Origin of the sequence: Stutzerimonas sp. Brlt_14, assembly GCF_051948915.1 — a bacterium.
Lineage (GTDB): Bacteria > Pseudomonadota > Gammaproteobacteria > Pseudomonadales > Pseudomonadaceae > Stutzerimonas > Stutzerimonas stutzeri.
The window spans coordinates 469,019-489,673 of the sequence record NZ_JAYJLM010000004.1; the positions used below are offsets into that span (position 1 = coordinate 469,019).

Consider the following 20,655-nt stretch of genomic DNA (forward strand, 5'->3'; position numbering starts at 1 on the left):
AGCCGGACGAGCCCGCAGGTTGCTGTCGAGTATCGGCGAGCCAAGTGCTGTCAAATCCCGTCCATATGGGTGGGATGGGGCCTGCAGATACGAGTGGCAGACGGGTGATAACTCGAAGAAAAGCACTGCTGAACACCATTGCCAGTGACCGCGACACCTTCCTTCAGCAGCCTTCAGCTTAGCGCCCCGGTTGCATCCTGCCGCCCAGCCACTTGCAACGAGCGAAGTAAGTCCCGTTTCTTCGCGCGATGCTCCCGCATGCGGCGCAGCACGTCATTGAGGGTTGTCACCGCCTTAAGAATGTATGGCCCCTTGTTGAGCATTACGCACTCAGCACGAACGCTCATGGCTGCATCGGTAATTTCTGAGCGCGCCGGCGCTCCCTTCTTAGCCAGGCTTTCAAGAACCTGGGTTGCCCATATCACTGGTACATGGGCTGCCTCACACAGGCACAGCATCTCTTCCTGAATTTCGGCCAAACGTTCGAAACCGGTCTCTACGGCCAGGTCGCCCCGGGCGATCATGACGCCAAATCGTGGCAATCGCATGCCGGCGAGCAGCATCTTGGGCAGGTTTTCGAATCCGGCACGGGTCTCGATTTTCAACACTACTCCAAGGTGCGTCGCGTCCAGTCGTTCCAAATGATCAATCAATTCAATCACGTCTTCGGCGCTGTTTGCGAACGACATCTGAACGATATCGGCGTGTTTCGCCGCAAACGCCAGTGTTTCAATATCGTCCTCGGTCGGTGCTCGGACTGGGAGGGCGTTGTCTGGGAAGTTGATGCCCTTGTCACTTGCCAGCTTGGCGCGGCCGCTTGCATGTGCGATTTGGGTAATGCGCAAGATCAGCGCATCGGCAGACGCTTTCTCCACCCGCGCCCCAATTGTGCCATCGTCGAACCAAACAGGGTCGCCCGCTGCGACCGCCGCCAATACGTGCGGTAGTGTGCAGCCTATCCTTGCGGTCTCGGCATTGTCGTTGCTCGGTGGATCGATAGGTTGGTCGTCAGCGGTCAGCGCCAACAGGTCGCCAACCCGCAGGGTCAAATGCTGCTCGCGCGGCGGCAAGCCAGTAACGCGCATTCGTCCCAGTGTCTTGCCTGCCCGACGCTGTTTGATCTGCCTGCCGTCTGTGAAGTAGGCCGTTTTCTTCAGCTCCGCCAGGCACCCCTCCTCATCAGACGCGATGACCTTCATCTTTCGTTTCGAGCCGCGCGCATCGCGTAACCTAAGCGTATCGCCAGCACGGACTGCCAGCGCTTTATCGCTTGTAACCATCAAGCATGGGTCGGTATCGGACTCGTTTATGGCTGCCGTCGCCCAGGTAATACGAACGTGGGCGGGGCTGATGACTTGCCCATAGCAATCACGCGTGGGCCGTACCTTTTTTACACCTGGCGCCGTTGCGATAGGGCCTGTGCGTAACTTGGGCCCAGCGAGATCGAGCGCTACCTTGCATTCGCGCCCAAGCGCTTTCTCCGCTGCACGAACATGCTCGATCATCGCACGCCAGCTGTCTGGGTCATCGTGTGCGCAGTTGATGCGCGCGCAATCCATGCCTTCCTTGATCAACGCTTCGATGAGGTCGCGGTTGTGCGCCGCTTCAGAGGGGAGGGTGACCATGATTCGAATCGAGCGCGTGCCACGGGCCTTTCCAAACAGCGCGTCGGCGTGAGCCGCCAATAGACGCTCACCCTCGTGGAGACCACGCTCAGGGGCCTTGGGCTCTTGGGTATTCGGCTCTTCGAGCCGCTGCAACACGCCCATCACCGATGTCACAGCTGCGAGTATTGCCGCCTCGGCGCGGCCCAAGGACGACAAACCGATCTCGGCAAGCTGCGCTTGTAACTCGCGCAGGTCATGGCGACGAAGACATAGGTACTGCAGCAGGTTCTCGGCGCTTTGCCTGTAGCACTCATGAACCTGGATATTTTTCAGCGATGCCAGGCAGGCGTCGCTCGTCATCTCGTTACGTAGCCGTTCGAGTTGCACGCGTAATGGATTGAAATGCAAGGCCGCAGAGGGCGGGGTCAGTGCCTTTTTCGACATCGAAATCTCCAGAGAGCCTGCGGCCCGACCGGCCGCTACCGGTATACACTGACCTGATGCAGGTTGGACCTGTTTCATGACAGCCGACCAGTGGGTCGTCCTAGAAAGCAGCACACGAGGTGTCGACCTGTAGCCGAGAGCATCTTGGCCTATGCAACGTTTCAGACAGCAGCGGAGTGACTGGGCCTAGAATCACTGTCGGTAGGGGTGACTTTGAGCTGGAGCTACGGGCGTCTCCAAACTGCTTGTGTCCCACGCAGAACGAGCCAAGCCAATAGCGCGGCCAGCACGTCATCAAAAACGATACCCAAGCCACCACCAATGGTTTCGACGAAATCAATGGGGGGCGGTTTGGTGATATCGAAAAGCCTATACAGTGCGAATCCCGCACCTAGTAGCCACCATCGATGGGTTGTGGCCACTCCCAAAAAAACCAGTGGAAAGGCGAAGTACTCGTCGGCAACGATCTGCGCGGCATCACCGCCTCCAAGCCAACGCGAGGCCCAGTGACACAGCGGAACGCCGACCGCCAGCAGCGCGGTGATGACCAGCAGTTGCCTTGTCAGCGCCTGCCCCCAGAGCCACCACGCCAGTGGTATCCCCAGCAGTGATCCGAAGGTTCCAGGCACCCAGGGTAAAGACCCCAGCCCGAAACCAGTGGCAATCAATAAAACGACTTGCTCAAAGATCAATTGTCGAACCTCTAGGGTGACCATTTGGCATTGCGCGAGAAAGGCCTCGCAACATCTGGCATGAAATCGATTCGACCGCTAGGTATCGAACATCGCTCAAAATGAGCGCTTTTTACTCCTGAGCTACAACTGACCTGATCCGGCGGTGTGGTCGGCTCGCCGGCTTATCACGACGTTGCGTCTGCTCGCGAGAAATGCGGTGCATAGATAATTAAGGACCTTCGGTGTTTGCAATTGACAAGCTATTGCTGCTGGCAGCAGTACTGATCCTGTTCGGTGTGCTCTCCAGCAAACTGTCGGCCCGTCTGGGGCTGCCGGTGCTCGTGTTGTTCCTGATCACCGGCATGCTTGCAGGTGAGAACGGTATCGGCGGGATCGTTTTTGATAATGCCGTTGCCGCGCATGCCCTCGGCACCCTGGCTTTGGCGCTTATCCTTTTTGACGGCGGCCTGCAAACGCCCGTTTCGTCCATAAGGAAGGTTTGGAAGCCAGCGTCTCTGCTGGCAACAGTTGGGGTACTCGCAACGGCCGCAATCGCGGGGCTCGCAGCTGCCTGGATGCTTGAGCTTCCAGTTCTGGAAGGCATGTTGCTGGGTGCGATCATCGGCTCGACCGATGCTGCAGCCGTATTTTCTCTCTTGCGAAACGCCGGAATTCACATCAATCAGCGGCTCAAGTCGGTGCTGGAGATTGAAAGCGCGTCCAACGACCCCATGGCCATCTTTCTGACGGTGGGCTTGTTGGAGGTGCTGGTTAACAGCATGCCGCTTGGCTGGGGTCTGCTTCAGATGTTTTTGATGCAGATGGGGATAGGTGCGCTGGTCGGGCTTGGTGTCGGATGGTCGATACTCAGGTTGCTGAGCAGGATAAAACTGGTCGCGACCGGCTTGTATCCGGTGCTTGTTGCGGCCGGCGGATTGCTCGCCTATGGAGTATCCGCGAATCTGGGCGGCAGCGGATTTCTGGCGATCTTCGTCGCTGGCGTGATGATCGGAAACCAGAAATTCGTTTTCCAGCGCAGCACCTTCCTGTTCATGGATGGCCTGGCATGGCTTAGCCAGATCACCATGTTCGTAGTCCTCGGCCTGCTCGTCGATCCGGTTTCGCTGCTCGATGTGTGGGTCGAGGGGTTGGTGATTGCACTGGTCCTGGTGTTGCTGGCCAGGCCGCTGGCCGTCGCACCAATGCTTGCGCTTTTTGGCTTCAATCTCAGGGAGACGGCACTCGTTTCCTGGGTAGGCCTACGTGGTTCGGTGCCGATCATCCTGGCAATCTTCCCGTTGCTTTTCGGACTGCCTAATGCGCCCCTGATCTTCAATGTTGTGTTCTTCGTAGTTCTGCTATCGGCGACGGTGCAGGGCTCTACGCTCCCGCTCGTCGCGCGCAAGCTGGGGCTGACGGAGAAGCCACCAGCGACGCCCGCCGCGACTCTCGAAATCTCGTCACTGCACGATGTCGACGCGGAAATCGTCGAATACACGCTCGGTAACGATGCGAGAGCCGCCGGCCGTTTGCTCTCGCAGATGGCGTTGCCCGAAGGCGTAGTCGTGGCGATGATCACGCGAGGGTCGGCCGTCATACCGCCTCGAGGGTCGACCAGGCTTGAAGCCGGTGATCATCTGTTTGTCGTCCTCAAGCCAAACAATCAGCCTTTCGTTGACTGCGTTTTTTCCCAGGCGGTAGAAGCGTCAAGAACCGATCTGCCAAACCTTGAACTCCGGCTCAAGGGCAGCACCAAGGTTGAAGATGTGTGGAATTCCTACGGTATCGACCTGGCAGCGGAAAAGGGGCAACCCCTGGATCAGTTGATAAAGGAGGCACTCGATGGCAGCGCTCGTCAGGGGGACGAATTGATGGCCGGATCAGTGCGGCTAATCGTTCGCGAGCAACTGCAAGGGCGCATCACGACGGTTGGAATCGAGGCGGTGCGGCGCTTGGGGTTATAGAACATCTCGATGTAATCGAACACATCACTGCGGGCTTCTTCGCGAGTGCCGTAGGTTTTCCGTCGGATGCGCTCCTGCTTCAGCAACTGGAAAAAGCTTTCCGCGACCGCGTTGTCGTGACAGTTACCGCGTCGACTCATGCTGCTGATTAGGTTGTTGGCCTTTAGGAAGCTCTGCCAGTCCGAGCTGCTGAACTGGCTGCCCTGGTCGGAGTGGATCATCACCTCCTGCCTGGGCTTGCGCCGCCAGACCGCCATCAACAACGCATCGATGGCCAGGTCGCTGCACATCCGTGGTTTCATCGACCAGCCGATCACCTGGCGCGAAAACAGATCCAGCACCACCGCCAAGTACAACCAGCCCTCATAGGTGCGGATGTAGGTGATGTCGGTGACCCAGACCTTGTTCGGCTCGCTGACCTTGAACTGCCGCTCCAGGCGGTTGGGCGAAGCCACCGTCGGCTTACCGCCGTAATAGCCGGGGCGCCGACGATAACCGGTCTGCGAACGCAGCCCCTCCACCCGCATCAGGCGAGCCACGCGGTGCCGGCCACAGGACTCGCCCAGCTCACGCAGGTCGTCGTGGATCTTGCGGTAGCCGTAGACCCCGCCGCTTTCCAGCCAGGCATGCTTGATCAATCCGAGCAGGCGCTGATCTTCCTTCTCGCGTGCGGATTTCGGCTCGGCCAGCCAGGCGTAGTAACCGCTGGGATGTACCTGGAGGGTCTGGCAGAGACGCCGTACCGGGTACTCCACCGACAGCTTGCTGATGACGGCGTACTTCAGCCGGACTCCTTGGCAAAGTACGCGGCGGCCTTTTTTAGGATGTCTCGCTCTTCGGTCACCCGCTTGAGTTCCGCGCGCAAGCGACGCAGCTCGGCCTGTTGATCATCTACCTGCTGCCGCTGTGCTTGGGGCTTGCTGTAGCGCTTTACCCAGGCGTACAGGCTGTGCGCGGACACGCCTAGACGCTCCGCCACATCGGCAACGCGCAAACCGCGCTCGGTGACTTGCTTGACCGCTTCGATCTTGAATTCTTCGGGGTAACGCTGGTTGCTCATGGCACCTCCTGATGGGCCTCATTATGAGGCTTGGAGGTGTCTACGAAACCAGGGGCGATTCAGTTTGCGAATGCTTGAATCTTAGCGGTCTCCATTGGGCATCTCGATTTGTCTGCAAAAACGGAAAGTTTAGTCCAGTGCCGAGCAACGGCGACGTGCGCTTCAATAGAGGAAAATGGTCGTTTTAGAGCTGTTGCATCAGCCTCGAACGCGGTACCGCCCGTCAGGCTTTGACCAGTTTTCCTGAACAACGCGCGTTGTATGGGAGACGAACCAAGGTAGGAGCGAAAGCGCAATCGGCGCTCCTTTGAACTGACTTGGAGAACCCAGATGAAAGCAATCGTCTACAACGGCCCGCGTGACGTCAGCGTCCAGAACGTCCCAGATGCGAAGATCGAGAGACCAACGGATGCTCTCGTTCGAGTCACATCCACGAATATTTGTGGTTCCGATCTGCACATGTACGAAGGCAGAACCACCTTCGAGACGGGTCGAGTCTTCGGTCACGAGAACCTCGGTGAGGTGGTCGAGGTAGGTGCAGGAGTTGAGCGCGTTAAGGTTGGAGACATGGTCTGCTTGCCCTTCAACATCGGCTGTGGTTTTTGTGAAAACTGCGAGAAAGGACTTACCGGCTATTGCTTGACCGCCAATCCAGGCAGCGCTGGTGCCGCCTACGGCTTTGCAGAGATGGGCACTTATGACGGTGGCCAGGCCGAGCTGCTGCGAGTTCCCTTCGCGGACTTCAACTGTCTCGTGCTGCCTGAGGATGCGAAGGAGCGCGAGGACGACTACGTCATGCTCTCCGACATTTTCCCCACGGGATGGCACGCAACAAGGCTGGCGGGGCTGCAACCAGGCGAGTCCATTGCCATCTACGGCGCAGGCCCGGTCGGCTTGATGGCGGCGCACTCCGCGCTTATCCAAGGCGCTTCGCAGGTCTTCGTAATAGACGATCAACCAGACCGCTTGAAACTGGCTGCCCAGATGGGGGCCACGCCAATCAATTCCGTCGAGCAGAAGGCTGTCGATGAAATCCTGAATTACACCGATGGTAAAGGCACGGATCGTGGGTGCGAATGCGTGGGCTACCAGTGCTGCGACAAACATGGCCACGAGGTGAATCACCTGACCATGAACAACCTCGTCGCCTCGACCAAGGCAACCGGTGGTATCGGAGTAGTCGGGCTATTCGTTCCCCAAGATCCGGGTGCCAAGAACGAGTTAGCCAAAGAAGGGAAGATGGCTTTCGACTTCGGTTCCTTCTGGTTCAAAGGGCAGAAAATCGGCACCGGGCAAGCCAACGTCAAGGCGTACAACCGCCAGTTGGCTGAGCTAATTCATCACGGGCGTGCCGCACCCTCGCAGATCGTTTCCCATCGATTGAAGCTGGATGATGGCCCAAGTGCTTATAAGCACTTCGATGCACGAGACAAGGGGTGGACGAAGGTTGTGATGAAGCCTGCGGCTTAGTGTTTTGAGTAGCCGTCTCCTGCTCGGGGCGGCTACTCGGATGCTGTATCGTTCGAATCCATGCGAGCATCAATGATGCTCAGGCAGGATCCAAGTTTCGCCGGTCATGAAACATCGTTCTGAGCGACTCATGGCGACTTTGGAAATCTGCCAATCGCCATGCTGTTCCTAAGCTTGAGTACCGACGGCTTGTGATCCTGATGAGAGAACGAATCGAATCTGCCAACAAGCAGCATCTTGTATTAGTCAGTTAGCAATGGATCTAAGGATTATTGCTGCGTGAGCTCCAGTCGCTGCCTTATGGTGAATCATCTCTATGGTATCGCGACTGACCGCTATTGGCCCAGAGTGTGTAAAAACGCTTCGTCAAAATTGAAGTACTCGCGTCTACGTGAAATCTGGAGTTTATCGGCACGTCAGCAAATGTGGATTTCTCCCAGATGCACGATTTCTAGCTTGTGTTTGAGTACCTGCCGCACTTGAAAACGTTTTTACACAGTCTCGGCCGGTACCTGCCTAACGCGACAGGCAGATACCGGCCGGGAGTCGCCAGTAGCATCGGGCTGGAGTTGGCCACTTTCACCTGCTGATACCGTCAGCTTCTGCGCCAGTTGATCCTCGGCACCGCAACACGGACAATCCTGTACAAGAATACAGTGATCACTACCATGTCCGTCTCGTTAGCCCCTGAGCTTTACTACCTCAGCAATTTCCGTACGGCACTCGCCTGGGTGGCTGAGCGCTATGCAGATCTACTGGCGGATGAAGAACGTGCCTTTCTCGACACCTTCAATACCCTGCCCTGGCCATCCCAGGCCTTGCTGGTGCGCATGATTAGCGCAAGGGCTGTCATTTTCGTCTGAGCAAGCTCGTTTACCCGGAAATCGGCGACTGCCTGGCTGCTGCCGATCCACTGCTTGAACAGGGATGGATCACCGAGCAGGCGCTGCTCACAGCCGATGAGATTGCCGAGCTGCTGCGCAAGGATGAGGTGCTGACTCATATGCCGCTCACAGACCGCCGCGCGGCGCAGAAAAAGGCCGAGCTGCTCGAACAACTGCGCGCAATGGAGCTACCTGCCCAGACCTTCACGGACTGGTGCCCTATGTTGGATGATCAGTTACTCAGCCTGATGGTGGGCGAGTTGTGTGATCGTTTGCGCCTGATGTTCTTTGGCAATCTGGCTCAGGACTGGTCCGAGTTCGTGCTGACGGATCTGGGGATCTACCGTTACGAATCGGTGGATATAGGCCCGGAGTCACGTGGTTTTCAGTGCCGCCAGGATCTTGAGGATTACCTGCACCTGCGCCAGTTACGCGTCAGCGTTGAGCAAGGCGCAGACCTGGCGGACATTGTACCGCCGTTGCTGGCGTTCAGTTCAAGCAACCCATACCTTTGCAGCCGCCAATCGTGCCTGCTGTTTCAGATCGCCCAGCAACTGGAGAGGAGCGGTGAGCTGGAGCAGGCCCTGCTGCTTTATCAGCAAAGCGCGCATGGCGAAGCCCGCTGGCGACAGATTCGCGTACTGGAACAACTGGGGCGCGATGCCGAGGCCTATGATCAGGCCCTGGCCTTTAGCCAAACCCCAGGCAGCGATGAAGAAAGCCAGCGCCTGGAACGAGCCCTCACCCGCCTGCAGCGCAAGCTCGGCCTGCAGATGGTGAAAAAGCCCAAGGCTGCGAGCGAAACCCGCATCGACTTGGTATTGCCGGCGCCGACACATGGCAGTGTGGAGATAGCTGTGCGTGATCACCTGCAGCAGGATGATGCTCCGGTGCACTATGTGGAAAATACCCTGCTCTGCAGCCTGTTCGGCTTGCTGTGCTGGGAGGCGATCTTCGCACCGCTGCCGGGGTCATTTTTTCACCCGTTCCACAGTGGCCCGGTGGACCTGCACAGCCCGGACTTTTATGCGCGCCGCCAACACCTGTTCAAACGCTGTCTACTACAACTTGAACAACCCGACTACAGGCAATTGATCAAGGCTCGGTATCAGGAAAAGTTCGGCCTGCAATCACCCTTCGTCTTTTGGGGCATGCTCGATGAGGCGCGCCTGGAACTAGCCCTGCAGTGCATTCCCGCTGCACACCTGCACGCCTGTTTTACCCGCCTGCTGCGAGATCTGAAAGCCAACCGCGCCGGCATGCCCGATCTGATCCAGTTTTATCCGCAGGAACATCGCTACCGGATGATTGAGGTCAAAGGCCCCGGCGACCGCCTGCAGGACAACCAGAAACGCTGGCTCAGTTTCGCGGCTGAGCACGGTATCGCCGTTGTAGTTTGCTACGTGCGCTGGGCTGAGGCATGAGCTATCGGGTAGCGGTGCGGGCACTGTGCGAGTTCACCGCCAAGGAAGGTGACCTGGATCTGCGCTTCACCCCTTCCCCCACCGCTCAGGAAGGCATGGCTGGGCACCAGACAGTGGTTGATCGGCGGGGAGACGGCTATATCGCCGAGTTACCTCTAAGTGGCAGCTACCCCGGCCTGCTGGTCGGCGGCAGGGCCGACGGGTACGATCCGCAAGAGCGGCGCCTAGAAGAGATCAAAACCCACCGTGGCGATATCAGCCGCATTCCGGCCAACCACCGGCTGCTGCATTGGGCGCAGGTCAAGGTCTACGGCTGGCTGCTCTGCCAGCAGCTTGAGCTGGAAGAGTTGGAATTGGCTGTGGTGTATTTCGACGTGATGAGTCACGCCGAGCATGCCTTCAGCGACCACTTCACAGCCGCTGAACTGGAAGACTTCTTCAATCAGCAGTGCCAATTGTTTCTGAGCGGGGCTGAACAGGAAGAAGCACCGCATCAAGCGTGACGAGCATCTGCAGAGCATCAGTTTTCCCTACCACTCAGGAAGTCCCGTCCTGAGCGGGGCGAACTACAGGATAAGAACATGCCAAACAATACTTTCGGTGAATCCTCTTGTACCGCTGCGGCCAGCGGCCTCGTGCAGGTGCGTGGCGCGCGTGAGAACAACCTCAAAGAGGTGGACGTCTCTATCCCGCGGAATGCGCTGGTGGTGTTCTCGGGTGTCTCCGGCTCCGGGAAGTCCTCGCTGGCCTTCGGCACCATCTATGCCGAGGCGCAGCGACGCTACTTTGAGTCGGTGGCCCCCTATGCACGGCGCCTGATCGACCAGGCGGGCGTGCCGGACGTAGATGCGATCGACGGCCTGCCACCAGCGGTGGCGCTGCAGCAGCAGCGGGGGTCCAGCAATGCGCGTTCCTCCGTGGGCAGTGTGACCACCCTGTCCAGCCTGGTGCGGATGATGTATTCGCGCGCCGGCGCCTATCCCGCCAATCAGCCGATGCTGTACGCCGAGGATTTTTCGCCGAACACGCCGCAGGGGGCGTGCCCGACCTGCCACGGCTTGGGTCATGTGTACGAGGTGTCCGAGGCGATCATGGTGCCCGACCCCTCCCTGAGCATCCGTGAGCGGGCGATTGCTTCCTGGCCACCCGCCTGGCAGGGCCAGAACCTGCGCGACATCCTGGTCAGCATGGGCTACGACGTTGACCGGCCGTGGAAGGACCTGCCGAAAAAGGATCGCGACTGGATCCTGTTCACCGAGGAAACACCAACGGTGCCGGTGTACGCCGGTTTCACGCCTGCCGAAACCCGTACCGCGCTCAAACGCAAGATGGAGCCGAGCTACATGGGCACCTTCACCGGCGCCCGGCGGTATGTGTTGCACACCTTCGCCAATACCCAGAGCGCGCTGATGAGAAAGCGCGTATCCCGGTTCATGGAGGGCAAGCCGTGCCCCACCTGCCACGGCAAGAGGCTCAAGCCCGAAGCGCTGTCGGTCACCTTCGCTGGGGTGGACATCGGCGCGTTTATGCAGATGCCGCTGGACCACTTGGCGGCATTGCTCGAACCCATCGCACAGGGCGATTTCCGCGCCCATGCAGCGGGTGCGGCTACGGACAAGGAAGCGACCCGGCGCGAGCGTGCCGAACGCGCTGCCACCGGCCATGCGGTCCATGCGGTATCGCCCGACGTGCGCCGTACCTCCGCGCTGTCGGAAGAAAAGCGCCTCGCCGCACAGCGCCTGGCTGGAGGCGTGATGGCGCGCCTGCGCCAACTGCGCGAGCTAGGCCTGGGCTACCTGACGCTGGACCGGGCCACGCCGACGCTTTCGGCCGGCGAGTTGCAACGCTTGCGGTTGGCCACGCAATTAAGTTCCCTGCTGTTCGGCGTCGTGTACGTACTTGACGAACCCTCGGCGGGCCTGCATCCCTCCGACAGCCAGGCCCTGTACGATGCACTCGACCGGCTGCGCGACGCGGGCAACTCGGTGTTTGTGGTGGAGCACGACCTGGACCTGATGCGCCGCGCGCAATGGCTCGTGGATGTCGGGCCGGATGCCGGGGAGCGTGGCGGCCGCGTGCTCTACAGCGGCGAGCCGGATGGCCTGCGCAAGATTGCCGAATCGCGTACTGCACGTTACCTGTTCGACGAAATTCCCGCACCCGGAAGCCGAGCACGCGAAGCGACCGGCTGGTTGGAGCTGCAGGGCATCCACCGCCATAACCTGCATGGCGTGGATGCGCGCATTCCGCTGGGCGTGCTGACAGCCGTTACCGGCATCTCTGGCTCCGGCAAATCCAGCCTCGTCGCGCAGGCCCTGCCGGAATTGGTGCTGCTGCACCTGGGCCACGAGCCTGAAGACGATGCCGCCGAAAGCGCCACCAGCGAAGGGCCGGCAGTGGTCGAAGCGACCGGCGGCCATCTGGCGGGCGACGTGGACGCCATACAGCGCCTGGTGCAGGTGGACCAGAAGCCGATCGGGCGCACGCCGCGGTCGAACCTGGCTACCTACACGGGTCTGTTCGACCATGTGCGCAAGCTGTTCGCCGCCACGCCCGATGCTCGACGCCGCCGCTATGATGCCGGACGGTTCTCGTTCAACGTCGCCAAGGGGCGCTGCGAGACTTGCGAGGGCGAAGGTTTCGTTAGCGTGGAACTGCTGTTCATGCCTAGCGTGTACGCGCCGTGCCCGACCTGCCATGGCGCGCGCTACAACGAGGCCACGCTGAAGGTGCAGTGGAACGGGCGCAACATCGCCGAGGTGCTGCAGATGACCGTGGACGAGGCCAGCGAATTCTTCGCGGGTGAAGACGCGGTGGCAAGGCCCCTGCAACTGCTGCGCGACATCGGACTGGGCTATCTGCGCCTGGGGCAACCGGCCACTGAGCTTTCCGGTGGCGAGGCGCAGCGCATCAAGCTGGCGACCGAGCTTCAGCGCAGCCAGCGCGGCCGAAGCCTGTACGTGCTCGACGAGCCGACCACCGGGCTGCACGCGTCGGATGCCGACCGGCTGCTGGTGCAGTTGCAGCGCCTGGTCGATGCCGGCAATACCGTAGTGATGATCGAGCACGACATGCGTGCGGTGGCCCAAGCCGACTGGGTGATTGACGTAGGGCCAGGCGCGGGCGCTGCCGGCGGCAGCATCGTGGTGGCGGGTTCCCCTCAGCAGGTGGCCCGAAAGTCTGGCAGCCGAACCGCTCCGTTCCTTGCACGGGAGTTGGCGCGGGCCGAGTAGCTTAGTTCGCCAAATGTTGCCAGCTTCGCGGGGCATTGATCGTCGCCACACGGTGGTGACGGTCGCTGCCCGAGTCGCGTCATCCTTCCTGAGTCAGAGCAAGATAGGGATTGTTGGGCGGTATTTCGGCGAATACCAAGGACCCATTTTCGAGGAGGTAGCCATGCAGTCGGCGGGACTTCCTCGGGGCCGTGACTTCACAGGTCCAAATGTTCAGGCCATTTGGGTGCTTGCGGTGTAGCTGCAGTTTCTAAAAGCGCTTTTGCACCCACGGCCAATCCGGTTGCTTGTCCTGCCTGACCAGCGCATCCACCTGGGGATGTTCCTACGCATAGCGCTGGAACACGCTGGGACTGACCAGGTAGGCGGTGTCGCTCACCGTATGCACGAGCGCCTTGGCGTCGTTGATGATGAGTCGCCGCGCGGCGACTCCCTGTTGCAGCCACGTCATGAAATGCTCCCCGGATGGTATCGCGACTATTGGAGTTGATGCAGGTCCAGGCGCAGGGGTAAGTGGCAAGGGAGACGCTGCGGCTGTGGTTGGGGCAGGAACGTCAGGCTGGGCAGGGACTTTCTCCACTGGCTCTTCACCCTTCCCCATGTCGGCCGTGCCATCCAATCCAACCATCGGCAGCATGTCCTCCATGACGTCGGGCACGGGCGGGGCCGCAGTCGGCAAGGCGGTATCGCTGCGAGGGCATTCCCAAGGGGGAGTCTCCAGACCTTCGGGGGTTGGCTGCCCCACGACCGCGGGCGGTGTGCCTGGTGCACTGCCGTTGGTTTCCGCTGGCGTCGTGTCGATCGCCACCGTGCCTGCGAAAAGCGCTGGCCGCTCGCCGGATTCCCAGATCAGCGCGGGCGCGAGGCGCAACAGGGTGAACGAGTAGGACCAGCCGGTCGCACTGGTCACGGTCGCGCGCCAGACCGCCTTGCCGTCTGAGGTAGGCTGGAGCATGCCGTGGTCCTGCAGCACGTTGAAGACTGCGGTGTTGTTCGCAGGAATGCCGTCGATCCCCTGAGACAGCAGGTGCGCGCGCAGCTTGTCCGAGACAGTCTTGCTCACCAGCCACAGCCCATCCTCAGTGAGCCAGCCATCGGAGGCTTCCGGCTGATTCAGCTTCAACTGTTCCTTGAGCAGGAAGCGCAGCCCGTCCAGCAGCTTGCGTTGCAGCGCGTGCCTGGGCGCGGCCATGGCGCGCGCGGGATCGCCGCCCAGTTCCTGTGCCACAGAAGCGCGATCAGCCTGCACGACCAGTTCACCCAGCACGCCGGCGTGCTCGTACTGCCCGGCCAAGACGTAGAGCAATGGTGCCCACAGAGACGGATAGCCGCTGAGCCAGTCTAGGAGCGGACCATCGAGCAATTGGCGGTAGAGCAGCCCTGTTGCGGCGCTGTGCAACCGGTACTCGCGGTCTTCGCGGTAGCGGAAGCGGTACGACTGGTGCAGCGGGCCGTGCCAGGGATGCCACAGCGAGCCGTCTGCCAGCTCGACCAGCAGATCGACGGCCACCTTGCCGATGTCGTGCAGCAGCGCGGCGTAAGCAACGGCGGCGGTCCAGGCTTCCGACTGCGCCGCCTGGTCTTAGGGGCTGGCGCCGATGGGCAACAGATGGGACTGCCGCAGCTTGAGCGCATAGGCGACGATCTCCAACCCGTGATCCAGCATGCCGCCGGGGTAAGCGTGATGATGGCTCTCGGAAGCGGGGAATTGCTGGACCAGCTCGGCGTAGCGCTCCAGCGGCGTGCGCTGCCAGATGTGTTCCAGCAGCTTCTGTCGGCGCGGTGTCGCCAGCAGCGATGCGGCCGATTCGGGCCGTAGCAGCCCTTTGGGGAGGTCGGTGGCGGGCGCTGGTGATGGGGCAGTGACCGGAGGCCGTTTTCGCTGGAACAGGGAGAGCATGTGGGTGTCCTCTGGGGGGGGCCGGCCGGGATGCCTTTTCGCCTTTTCGAGGTAGGGCCTTTCCCCTTGCACCCCCATTCCCTTGCCGTTTCGGCCCTTTGGCCTTTAACCGCTTCGGTATAGCGGGAAATGGGATGCGGCTCCAGCGTCAATGGGGAACCCGCTGGAATGGAATGGTCAGCGTCCTTCAGGTCACGCTCGATGCCGTAGAGCTTGTTGATCAGGCTCAGCGCCACGTCGGCACGCCCAGTCTTGCCCTTGGGCTGCACCTTTTGGGCTTCGACGAACTTGCGTCGCGCATGCGCCCAGCAGCCCAGGCGTTCGATGCCGTCGCGTGCAGCCACGGCGTTGTAACCGGCGTAGTCGTCGGTCATCAGGTAGCCGCGGTAGCCATCGAGCAGGCGTAGCGGCACCTCCTGCGCGCGGCTGGCTGTGTAGTCGAAAAGGATCACCGGCTTGTCCGGCGGCCCACCGCTTTGCACCCACATCCAGGATTGTGCCGAGGGGTCTCGTCCCGGTTCATGCAGCACCTGCAAGCGCGTTTCGTCGCAGTGCAACACGGGGTAGTCCAGCAGCTTGTCGCGCATCAGGTTGAGCAACGGTTGCAGTTGCTCGCCACTTTGGATCACCCAACGCGCCAGGGGCTGGCGTGGGATGTCGACGCCGTGGCGGCTGCCCCCTAAAGAAGGTTGGCCGTAGAAGAGCACTTGAAGGGCTGCGCGTCCCTCTCTGGAGTGTGCTGTCTTTTGCGTGTACAGCCCCTGGTTTCAGCGTTGTCAAATGGCAGTTTTGCTATAGGAGCGTTTTTTCCGCGCACCGCATCACTGGTAATGCTGTTCGATCACTCGAAGCTTCGGATGATCTGATCGTTATTTGGTCAGATTGCTGTTTTTGACATCGGCAAAGACTGAAATCAGTCAGAAATACAAGGGTGTGCAGCCCTAGATTCTTTCTTGCAGCGCCTTGAAGAAGGCATCGATATTCTCATCGTGGCGTTTGTAGTAGGTCCAGGGGCCGATCCGCTGCGATGTCACCAATTGCGCGCGCTGTAGAGCTGCGAGATAAAGCGATGTCGTTGACTGCGAGAGGCCCGTGCGCTCTTGGATGATACTGACGCACACGCCTACCGTTTCTGGGTCGACTTCCTGCTCGGGAAAGACTGTCCTGGGATCCTTGAGCCAATTGAGGATGGCAAGGCGCATCGGGTTCGCCAATGCTTTCAGGGCTTCGTTGACGTCAATAGTCATGAATTTTTTGAGACCTGTTTTTTTCGATATCTAGATATCTTCCTGATTCGCGCATCAAATTGGAAGGCTTCGCCATGATCTCTGCGCGCCTGCCCGTCGCAATGACGGGCTGGTTTGGACTGGAATCCTATTGTCCTGTCAGGTAGGACTATCGGGCACCTGTGCGCCGAATTGCGGGACGATATGTTTGCCAAGTTCCTCGATAACCTCTGCTGCGGGGCGTTTACTATACTTGAGGTTCAGGATGACGTGATCTACACCGATTTCCTGAAGTGTATCCAGCAAGGCCCGCAGGTGGTTACGTCCCAGTCGGAATCCTAGATGGATAGGCGAGGGTGGCGTGGATGGGTGTTCGTCCAGGTCGATATACAGCGATTGCAAGAACGGCTTGTAGATAGTGCCACATTGTTTAGCCGTTTCCTGTCGCCAATCTTCCACGATGAGTCGCTGCATTTTTGGCGGACGTGGATAGTTGATCCATCCATGGCTTTCACGCGCGATCCAATCGAGCGGCTGGCGGCTGTGTCCGGTTACGAATAGCGGTATTTCCCGAGTCGTAGGTTTGGGAACGAGATCGGCCCCCAGTAACTCGCCGTGACTCCAGCGAATGGGCTCGAAGTGTGTTCGATGGGCTTGGCGTATCACATTGAGGTTTTCTTGAAAGGTCTCGCCACGCTGTTCTGGATCAACGCTGAATGCGGGAAACTCCACGGGACGATCGCCAGAGGCTACTCCCAGGAGCAAGCGACCTCCGCTCAATTGATCAATGCTCGCTGCGGCCTTTGCCGTGTGCAAGGGATTACGCAAAGTAAGGGCGATGGAGGCGGTGCCTAGTGCGATTTTTGTTGTATGGGCTGCGATGTAGCCCAGATACACCCAAGGGTCGAAAACCTGGCCGACATCACCGAAGCTTGGGTCCCTGAGCGGGACGTCGCGAAACCAGAGCGCCGAAAAACCAAGTGCCTCTGCACGTTTGGCCAGCGCGACCTGATCTAGCATGCTCGGTGTATCACCTTCGAAAGCCTCCAGGGGAAAGAACAGCCCAAGGCTTAGATGACCCTGCCTGAAGGTTCGTTTGAATCCCCTATGCTCTTGGTAGGGGATCGTGCTCGGTTGGTACATGCTTAACTTCCTCGGTCAGCAAACGCTGAGCCACGCCCCTGAGTTATGGGGCGTGGCTCTGAGCGTTTAGGATTTGTAAGTCGGGTAGTCGGTGTAGCCCTTATCGGTACCGCCGTACATGCTGCTTGGATCAACTGGGTTAAGCGGCCAGTTGTTGGCGATACGAGCGGGCAGGTCGGGGTTCGCAATGAAGGGGCGGCCAAAAGCGATCAGGTCGCCCCAGCCAGCTTTTATCACGCGATTTCCTCGTTCAGCGGTGTACTTGCCGGCATAGATAATCTTGCCGCTGAAGGTCTTACGAACAGCTTCCCGGAACGTCTCAGGCAGCTCGGGTGCGTTTTCCCAATCGGCTTCGGCGAGCGACAGGTAGGCAATGCCTACTTCCTCGAGGATCTTCACTGCCTCGATGTAGGTTTGGTGAGGATCTTCTTCGACCAGGCCAAGGTAGACGCGGTCTTCGTCTGTGGTCGCGAACAGCGGGGCGAAGCGAACGCCAACGCGCTCCTTGCCGACGACACCAGCAACGGCGAGGGTGATTTCGCGCAGGAAGCGAAGACGGTTCTGCAGCGAACCGCCATATTCATCATCACGCTGGTTGGTATGCGCCGAAATGAACTGGTTTACCAGGTACCCATTCGCGCAGTGAAGCTCCACCCCGTCAAAACCTGCGTCCAAAGCATTTCGGGCTGCTTGGGCGTAGAGCTCAACCAGTTCCTTTACCTCCTTGGTGGACAGGGCTCGTGGGGTCGAAGGGTCGGCCAGTGTACCCGTGCCGGGGCCAGTTTCGATGAACACCTTGACGTTGTCCGCGCGGATGGCTGATGGCGCGACGGGCGCTTCACCACCGGGTTGCAGCGACGTGTGCGACACGCGGCCCACATGCCAAAGTTGAGCAAAGATCACCCCCCCTTCGGCGTGAACAGCGTCGGTGACCTTACGCCAGCCTTGTATCTGTTCCGGGCTATGAATGCCAGGTGTCCAGGCATAACCCTGTCCTCGGGGTTCGATCTGTGTGCCCTCGGTCACCATGAAGCCAGCACCGCTGCGCTGACGGTAATATGTGTGTTGCCGCTGACCGAAAACTGACCCAGTAGAGGCTGTTCTGCCGACTGAAAACTGACCCAGGTGTTCAACTGCTCCTGCTCAATTTTTGAGCAGGAGAACACAGGGTGATCAGTATGGAAATGATGGGCAAAATCCGCCGGATGTATTTCCGCGACAAGCTGTCGCTGCATGAGATAGCCAAGCGCACCGGGTTGGCGCGCAACACGATTCGCAAGTGGGTCAGAGCACCTGAGGCCAAGCCGCCGGTCTACCAACGCCGCGCGATCTTCAACAAACTCAGCCCTTTTCACGCCACGCTAGAGCAGGCGCTAAAAGCCGATTCGCTGCGGCCCAAGCAACAGCAGCGCAGTGCCAAGGCGCTGTTGGCGCAAATCAAAGCCGAAGGTTATGACGGTGGCTACAGCCAGCTCACCGCGTTTATCCGTGCCTGGCGAGGGGGACAGGGCAAGGCGTCGCAGGCCTTTGTGCCGCTGACCTTTGCTCTTGGCGAGGCGTTTCAGTTTGACTGGAGCGAGGAAGGCTTGCTGGTCGGCGGCATTTACCGGCGTATGCAGGTGGCACATCTGAAGCTGTGTGCCAGCCGTGCGTTCTGGCTTGTGGCGTATCCGAGCCAGGGCCATGAGATGTTATTTGACGCCCATACACGCTCGTTCGGCTCCTTGGGCGGCGTGCCGCGCCGGGGCATCTACGACAACATGAAGACCGCCGTCGACAAGGTCAATAAGGGCAAAGGCCGGGCGGTGAATGCGCGCTTTGCGGTGATGTGCGCGCATTACCTGTTCGATCCGGACTTCTGCAACGTCGCCGCTGGTTGGGAAAAGGGCATCGTTGAAAAGAACGTGCAAGACAGCCGCAGGCGTATCTGGCTAGACGCCCAGGACTGCCAGTTTCACTCCGTCGAGGAACTCAATGCCTGGCTGGGCCAGCGCTGCCGCGCGCTTTGGAACGAGCTGACGCACCCTCAATACAGCGGGCTGAGTGTGGCCGAAGTGCTGGAGTTGGAGCGCGCTGAACTGATGCCTGTGCCAGCGCCATTCGACGGTTACGTCGAGCGGCCTGCGCGGGTCTCCAGCACCTGCTTGGTCAGCGTCGGGCGCAACCGCTACTCGGTGCCGTGTGAGTACGCGGGTAAGTGGGTCAGCAGCCGTTTGTATCCGACGCGAATCGAGGTGGTGGCTGACGACGCGCTGATCGCCAGCCATGTCCGCTTGCTGGATCGCGACCAGGTCAGCTATGACTGGCAGCACTACCTCCCGCTGATCGAACGCAAGCCCGGTGCGCTGCGCAACGGCGCGCCCTTTGCTGATCTGCCGGCGCCGCTGCGTCAGCTTAAGCACGGTCTGGGGCGTCATGCCGGCGGTGACCGGATCATGGCGCAAGTTCTGGCTGCCGTACCGGTCGCCGGGCTCGATGCCGTGCTGGTAGCCGTTGAGCTGGTACTGGAGAGCGGCAGCCTGAGCGCCGAACACATCCTCAATGTCGTGGCACGGCTGACAGCATCCGAACCACCACCCAGCGTCGAAACCCACTTGTCGCTCAAGGAAGCCCCCGTCGCTAACACGGCGCGCTACGACCGCCTGCGTGGCCAGGCCGAGGAGGTCGGTCATGCGTGATTTGATGGCGGAACTCAAGGAGCTGCGCCTGCACGGCATGGCCACGGCCTGGGCGGAGTTAACTGCTCAGGGTGAGTCGAACACAGCCTCGTCCAAGTGGCTGCTCGAACACCTGCTGGAACAAGAGCACACAGATCGCGCCATGCGCTCGGTGAGCCACCAGATGAACATGGCCAAGCTGCCGATGCACCGCGATCTGGCCGGCTTCGACTTCAGCGCCTCCAGCGCCGACGCTCGCTTGATCAGCGAGCTGGCCAATCTGAGCTTTACCGACACCGCGCAGAACGTGGTGCTGATCGGTGGGCCAGGCACCGGTAAAACCCACCTAGCCACCGCGCTGGCCGTGTCCGGCATCACCCGGCACGGTAAGCGCGTGCGCTTCTACTCCACGGTCGATCTGGTCAATCTGCTGGAGCGCGAAAAACACGACGGCAAAGCCGGGCGGATCGCCCAGGCACTGCTGCGCATGGATCTGGTCATCCTCGACGAACTGGGTTATCTGCCGTTCAGCCAGGCTGGCGGTGCGTTGCTGTTTCACCTGCTGTCCAAGCTGTACGAACACACTAGCGTGGTGATCACCACCAACCTGAGCTTCGCCGAATGGTCGAGCGTGTTCGGCGACGCCAAGATGACCACCGCCCTGCTGGATCGGCTGACCCACCACTGCCACATCGTCGAAACCGGTAACGAGTCCTATCGCCTGCAACACAGTAGCTTGGCGGCCCAGGCCAAGATCAAATCACGGGAGCGAAAGCGTAAGGGCGGCCAGGAACCGGAGGACGATGAGCCGTTCTGATTTCATGGCGACGACGGCCTGCTACATGGCTGCGTGTGGCAGGTCTTAAACAACTGAACTGGGCTAGCGAAGGAGTGGGGGCAACAGCAGCTGCGCTGGTAGACTTATCCACAGTTGCTGGTAACAAAATCAGCAATCCGCCCTGGGTCAAA

The 20,655-nt window shown here is 60.0% G+C and carries 11 protein-coding genes and 4 pseudogenes; 7 read left to right on the top strand and 8 right to left on the bottom strand.

The window, feature by feature from the left end:
• Positions 1-173: 173 nt before the first annotated feature.
• Positions 174-2,051, bottom strand: coding sequence for a pyruvate kinase (locus VF716_RS12550; protein ID WP_440552727.1), 1,878 nt, complete (start codon positions 2,049-2,051; stop codon positions 174-176).
• Between the two features lie 224 nt (positions 2,052-2,275).
• Positions 2,276-2,767: a phosphatidylglycerophosphatase A family protein gene (locus tag VF716_RS12555; protein ID WP_011914444.1), complete on the bottom strand. Its 492-nt coding sequence runs from the start codon at positions 2,765-2,767 to the stop codon at positions 2,276-2,278.
• Positions 2,768-2,967: 200 nt separating this feature from the next.
• On the opposite strand from VF716_RS12555, the gene VF716_RS12560 reads away from it, so the two are divergent.
• Complete coding sequence (locus tag VF716_RS12560) at positions 2,968-4,689, top strand: potassium/proton antiporter (protein ID WP_020307703.1); 1,722 nt, start codon at positions 2,968-2,970, stop codon at positions 4,687-4,689.
• Here VF716_RS12560 and VF716_RS12565 read toward each other — a convergent pair.
• Positions 4,581-5,749, bottom strand: a protein-coding gene (locus VF716_RS12565; RefSeq protein WP_440552728.1) for an IS3 family transposase whose coding sequence is annotated in 2 segments (ribosomal slippage) — positions 4,581-5,512 and positions 5,512-5,749 — 1,170 coding nt in all. Because the reading frame shifts where the segments join, the coding sequence is not laid out codon by codon here. The genes VF716_RS12560 and VF716_RS12565 overlap by 109 nt on opposite strands.
• Before the next feature lie 330 nt (positions 5,750-6,079).
• On the opposite strand from VF716_RS12565, the gene VF716_RS12570 reads away from it, so the two are divergent.
• The 4 genes and pseudogenes from VF716_RS12570 to VF716_RS12585 all read left to right on the top strand — a co-directional run bounded on the left by VF716_RS12570 (position 6,080) and on the right by VF716_RS12585 (position 12,760).
• Positions 6,080-7,219: a glutathione-independent formaldehyde dehydrogenase gene (locus tag VF716_RS12570; RefSeq protein ID WP_015275821.1), complete on the top strand. Its 1,140-nt coding sequence runs from the start codon at positions 6,080-6,082 to the stop codon at positions 7,217-7,219.
• Positions 7,220-7,887: 668 nt separating this feature from the next.
• A pseudogene (locus VF716_RS12575) lies at positions 7,888-9,527 on the top strand (VRR-NUC domain-containing protein).
• Positions 9,524-10,100, top strand: a pseudogene (locus VF716_RS12580) (ATP-dependent DNA helicase); the annotation flags it as partial. The pseudogenes VF716_RS12575 and VF716_RS12580, both read left to right, overlap by 4 nt.
• An 8-nt stretch (positions 10,101-10,108) precedes the next feature.
• Positions 10,109-12,760 (top strand): excinuclease ABC subunit UvrA, encoded by a 2,652-nt coding sequence (locus VF716_RS12585; protein ID WP_049340879.1) that lies wholly within the window; start codon positions 10,109-10,111, stop codon positions 12,758-12,760.
• A 79-nt stretch (positions 12,761-12,839) separates the two neighbouring features.
• On the opposite strand, the pseudogene mobH reads toward VF716_RS12585, so the two are convergent.
• The 5 genes and pseudogenes from mobH to VF716_RS12610 all read right to left on the bottom strand — a co-directional run bounded on the left by mobH (position 12,840) and on the right by VF716_RS12610 (position 18,154).
• Positions 12,840-14,660: pseudogene (gene mobH / locus VF716_RS12590) on the bottom strand (MobH family relaxase).
• A 179-nt stretch (positions 14,661-14,839) separates the two neighbouring features.
• Positions 14,840-15,334, bottom strand: a pseudogene (locus tag VF716_RS12595) (IS66 family transposase); the annotation flags it as partial.
• A gap of 267 nt (positions 15,335-15,601) precedes the next feature.
• On the bottom strand, positions 15,602-15,907 hold the full coding sequence (locus VF716_RS12600; RefSeq protein WP_015275824.1) for an ArsR/SmtB family transcription factor: 306 nt from the start codon (positions 15,905-15,907) through the stop codon (positions 15,602-15,604).
• A gap of 138 nt (positions 15,908-16,045) precedes the next feature.
• Entirely contained in the window at positions 16,046-17,029 is a 984-nt protein-coding gene (locus VF716_RS12605) for an LLM class oxidoreductase (protein WP_015275825.1), read from the bottom strand.
• Positions 17,030-17,095: 66 nt separating this feature from the next.
• Complete coding sequence (locus VF716_RS12610; protein ID WP_440552741.1) at positions 17,096-18,154, bottom strand: alkene reductase; 1,059 nt, start codon at positions 18,152-18,154, stop codon at positions 17,096-17,098.
• A 53-nt stretch (positions 18,155-18,207) separates the two neighbouring features.
• Between VF716_RS12610 and istA the strand changes: the two genes are divergently transcribed.
• Entirely contained in the window at positions 18,208-19,707 is a 1,500-nt protein-coding gene (gene istA, locus VF716_RS12615) for an IS21-like element ISPst3 family transposase (protein WP_169873434.1), read from the top strand.
• Positions 19,700-20,503: an IS21-like element ISPst3 family helper ATPase IstB gene (istB, locus tag VF716_RS12620; protein ID WP_003459721.1), complete on the top strand. Its 804-nt coding sequence runs from the start codon at positions 19,700-19,702 to the stop codon at positions 20,501-20,503. Before istA ends, istB begins: the two co-directional genes overlap by 8 nt.
• Positions 20,504-20,655 lie beyond the last annotated feature (152 nt).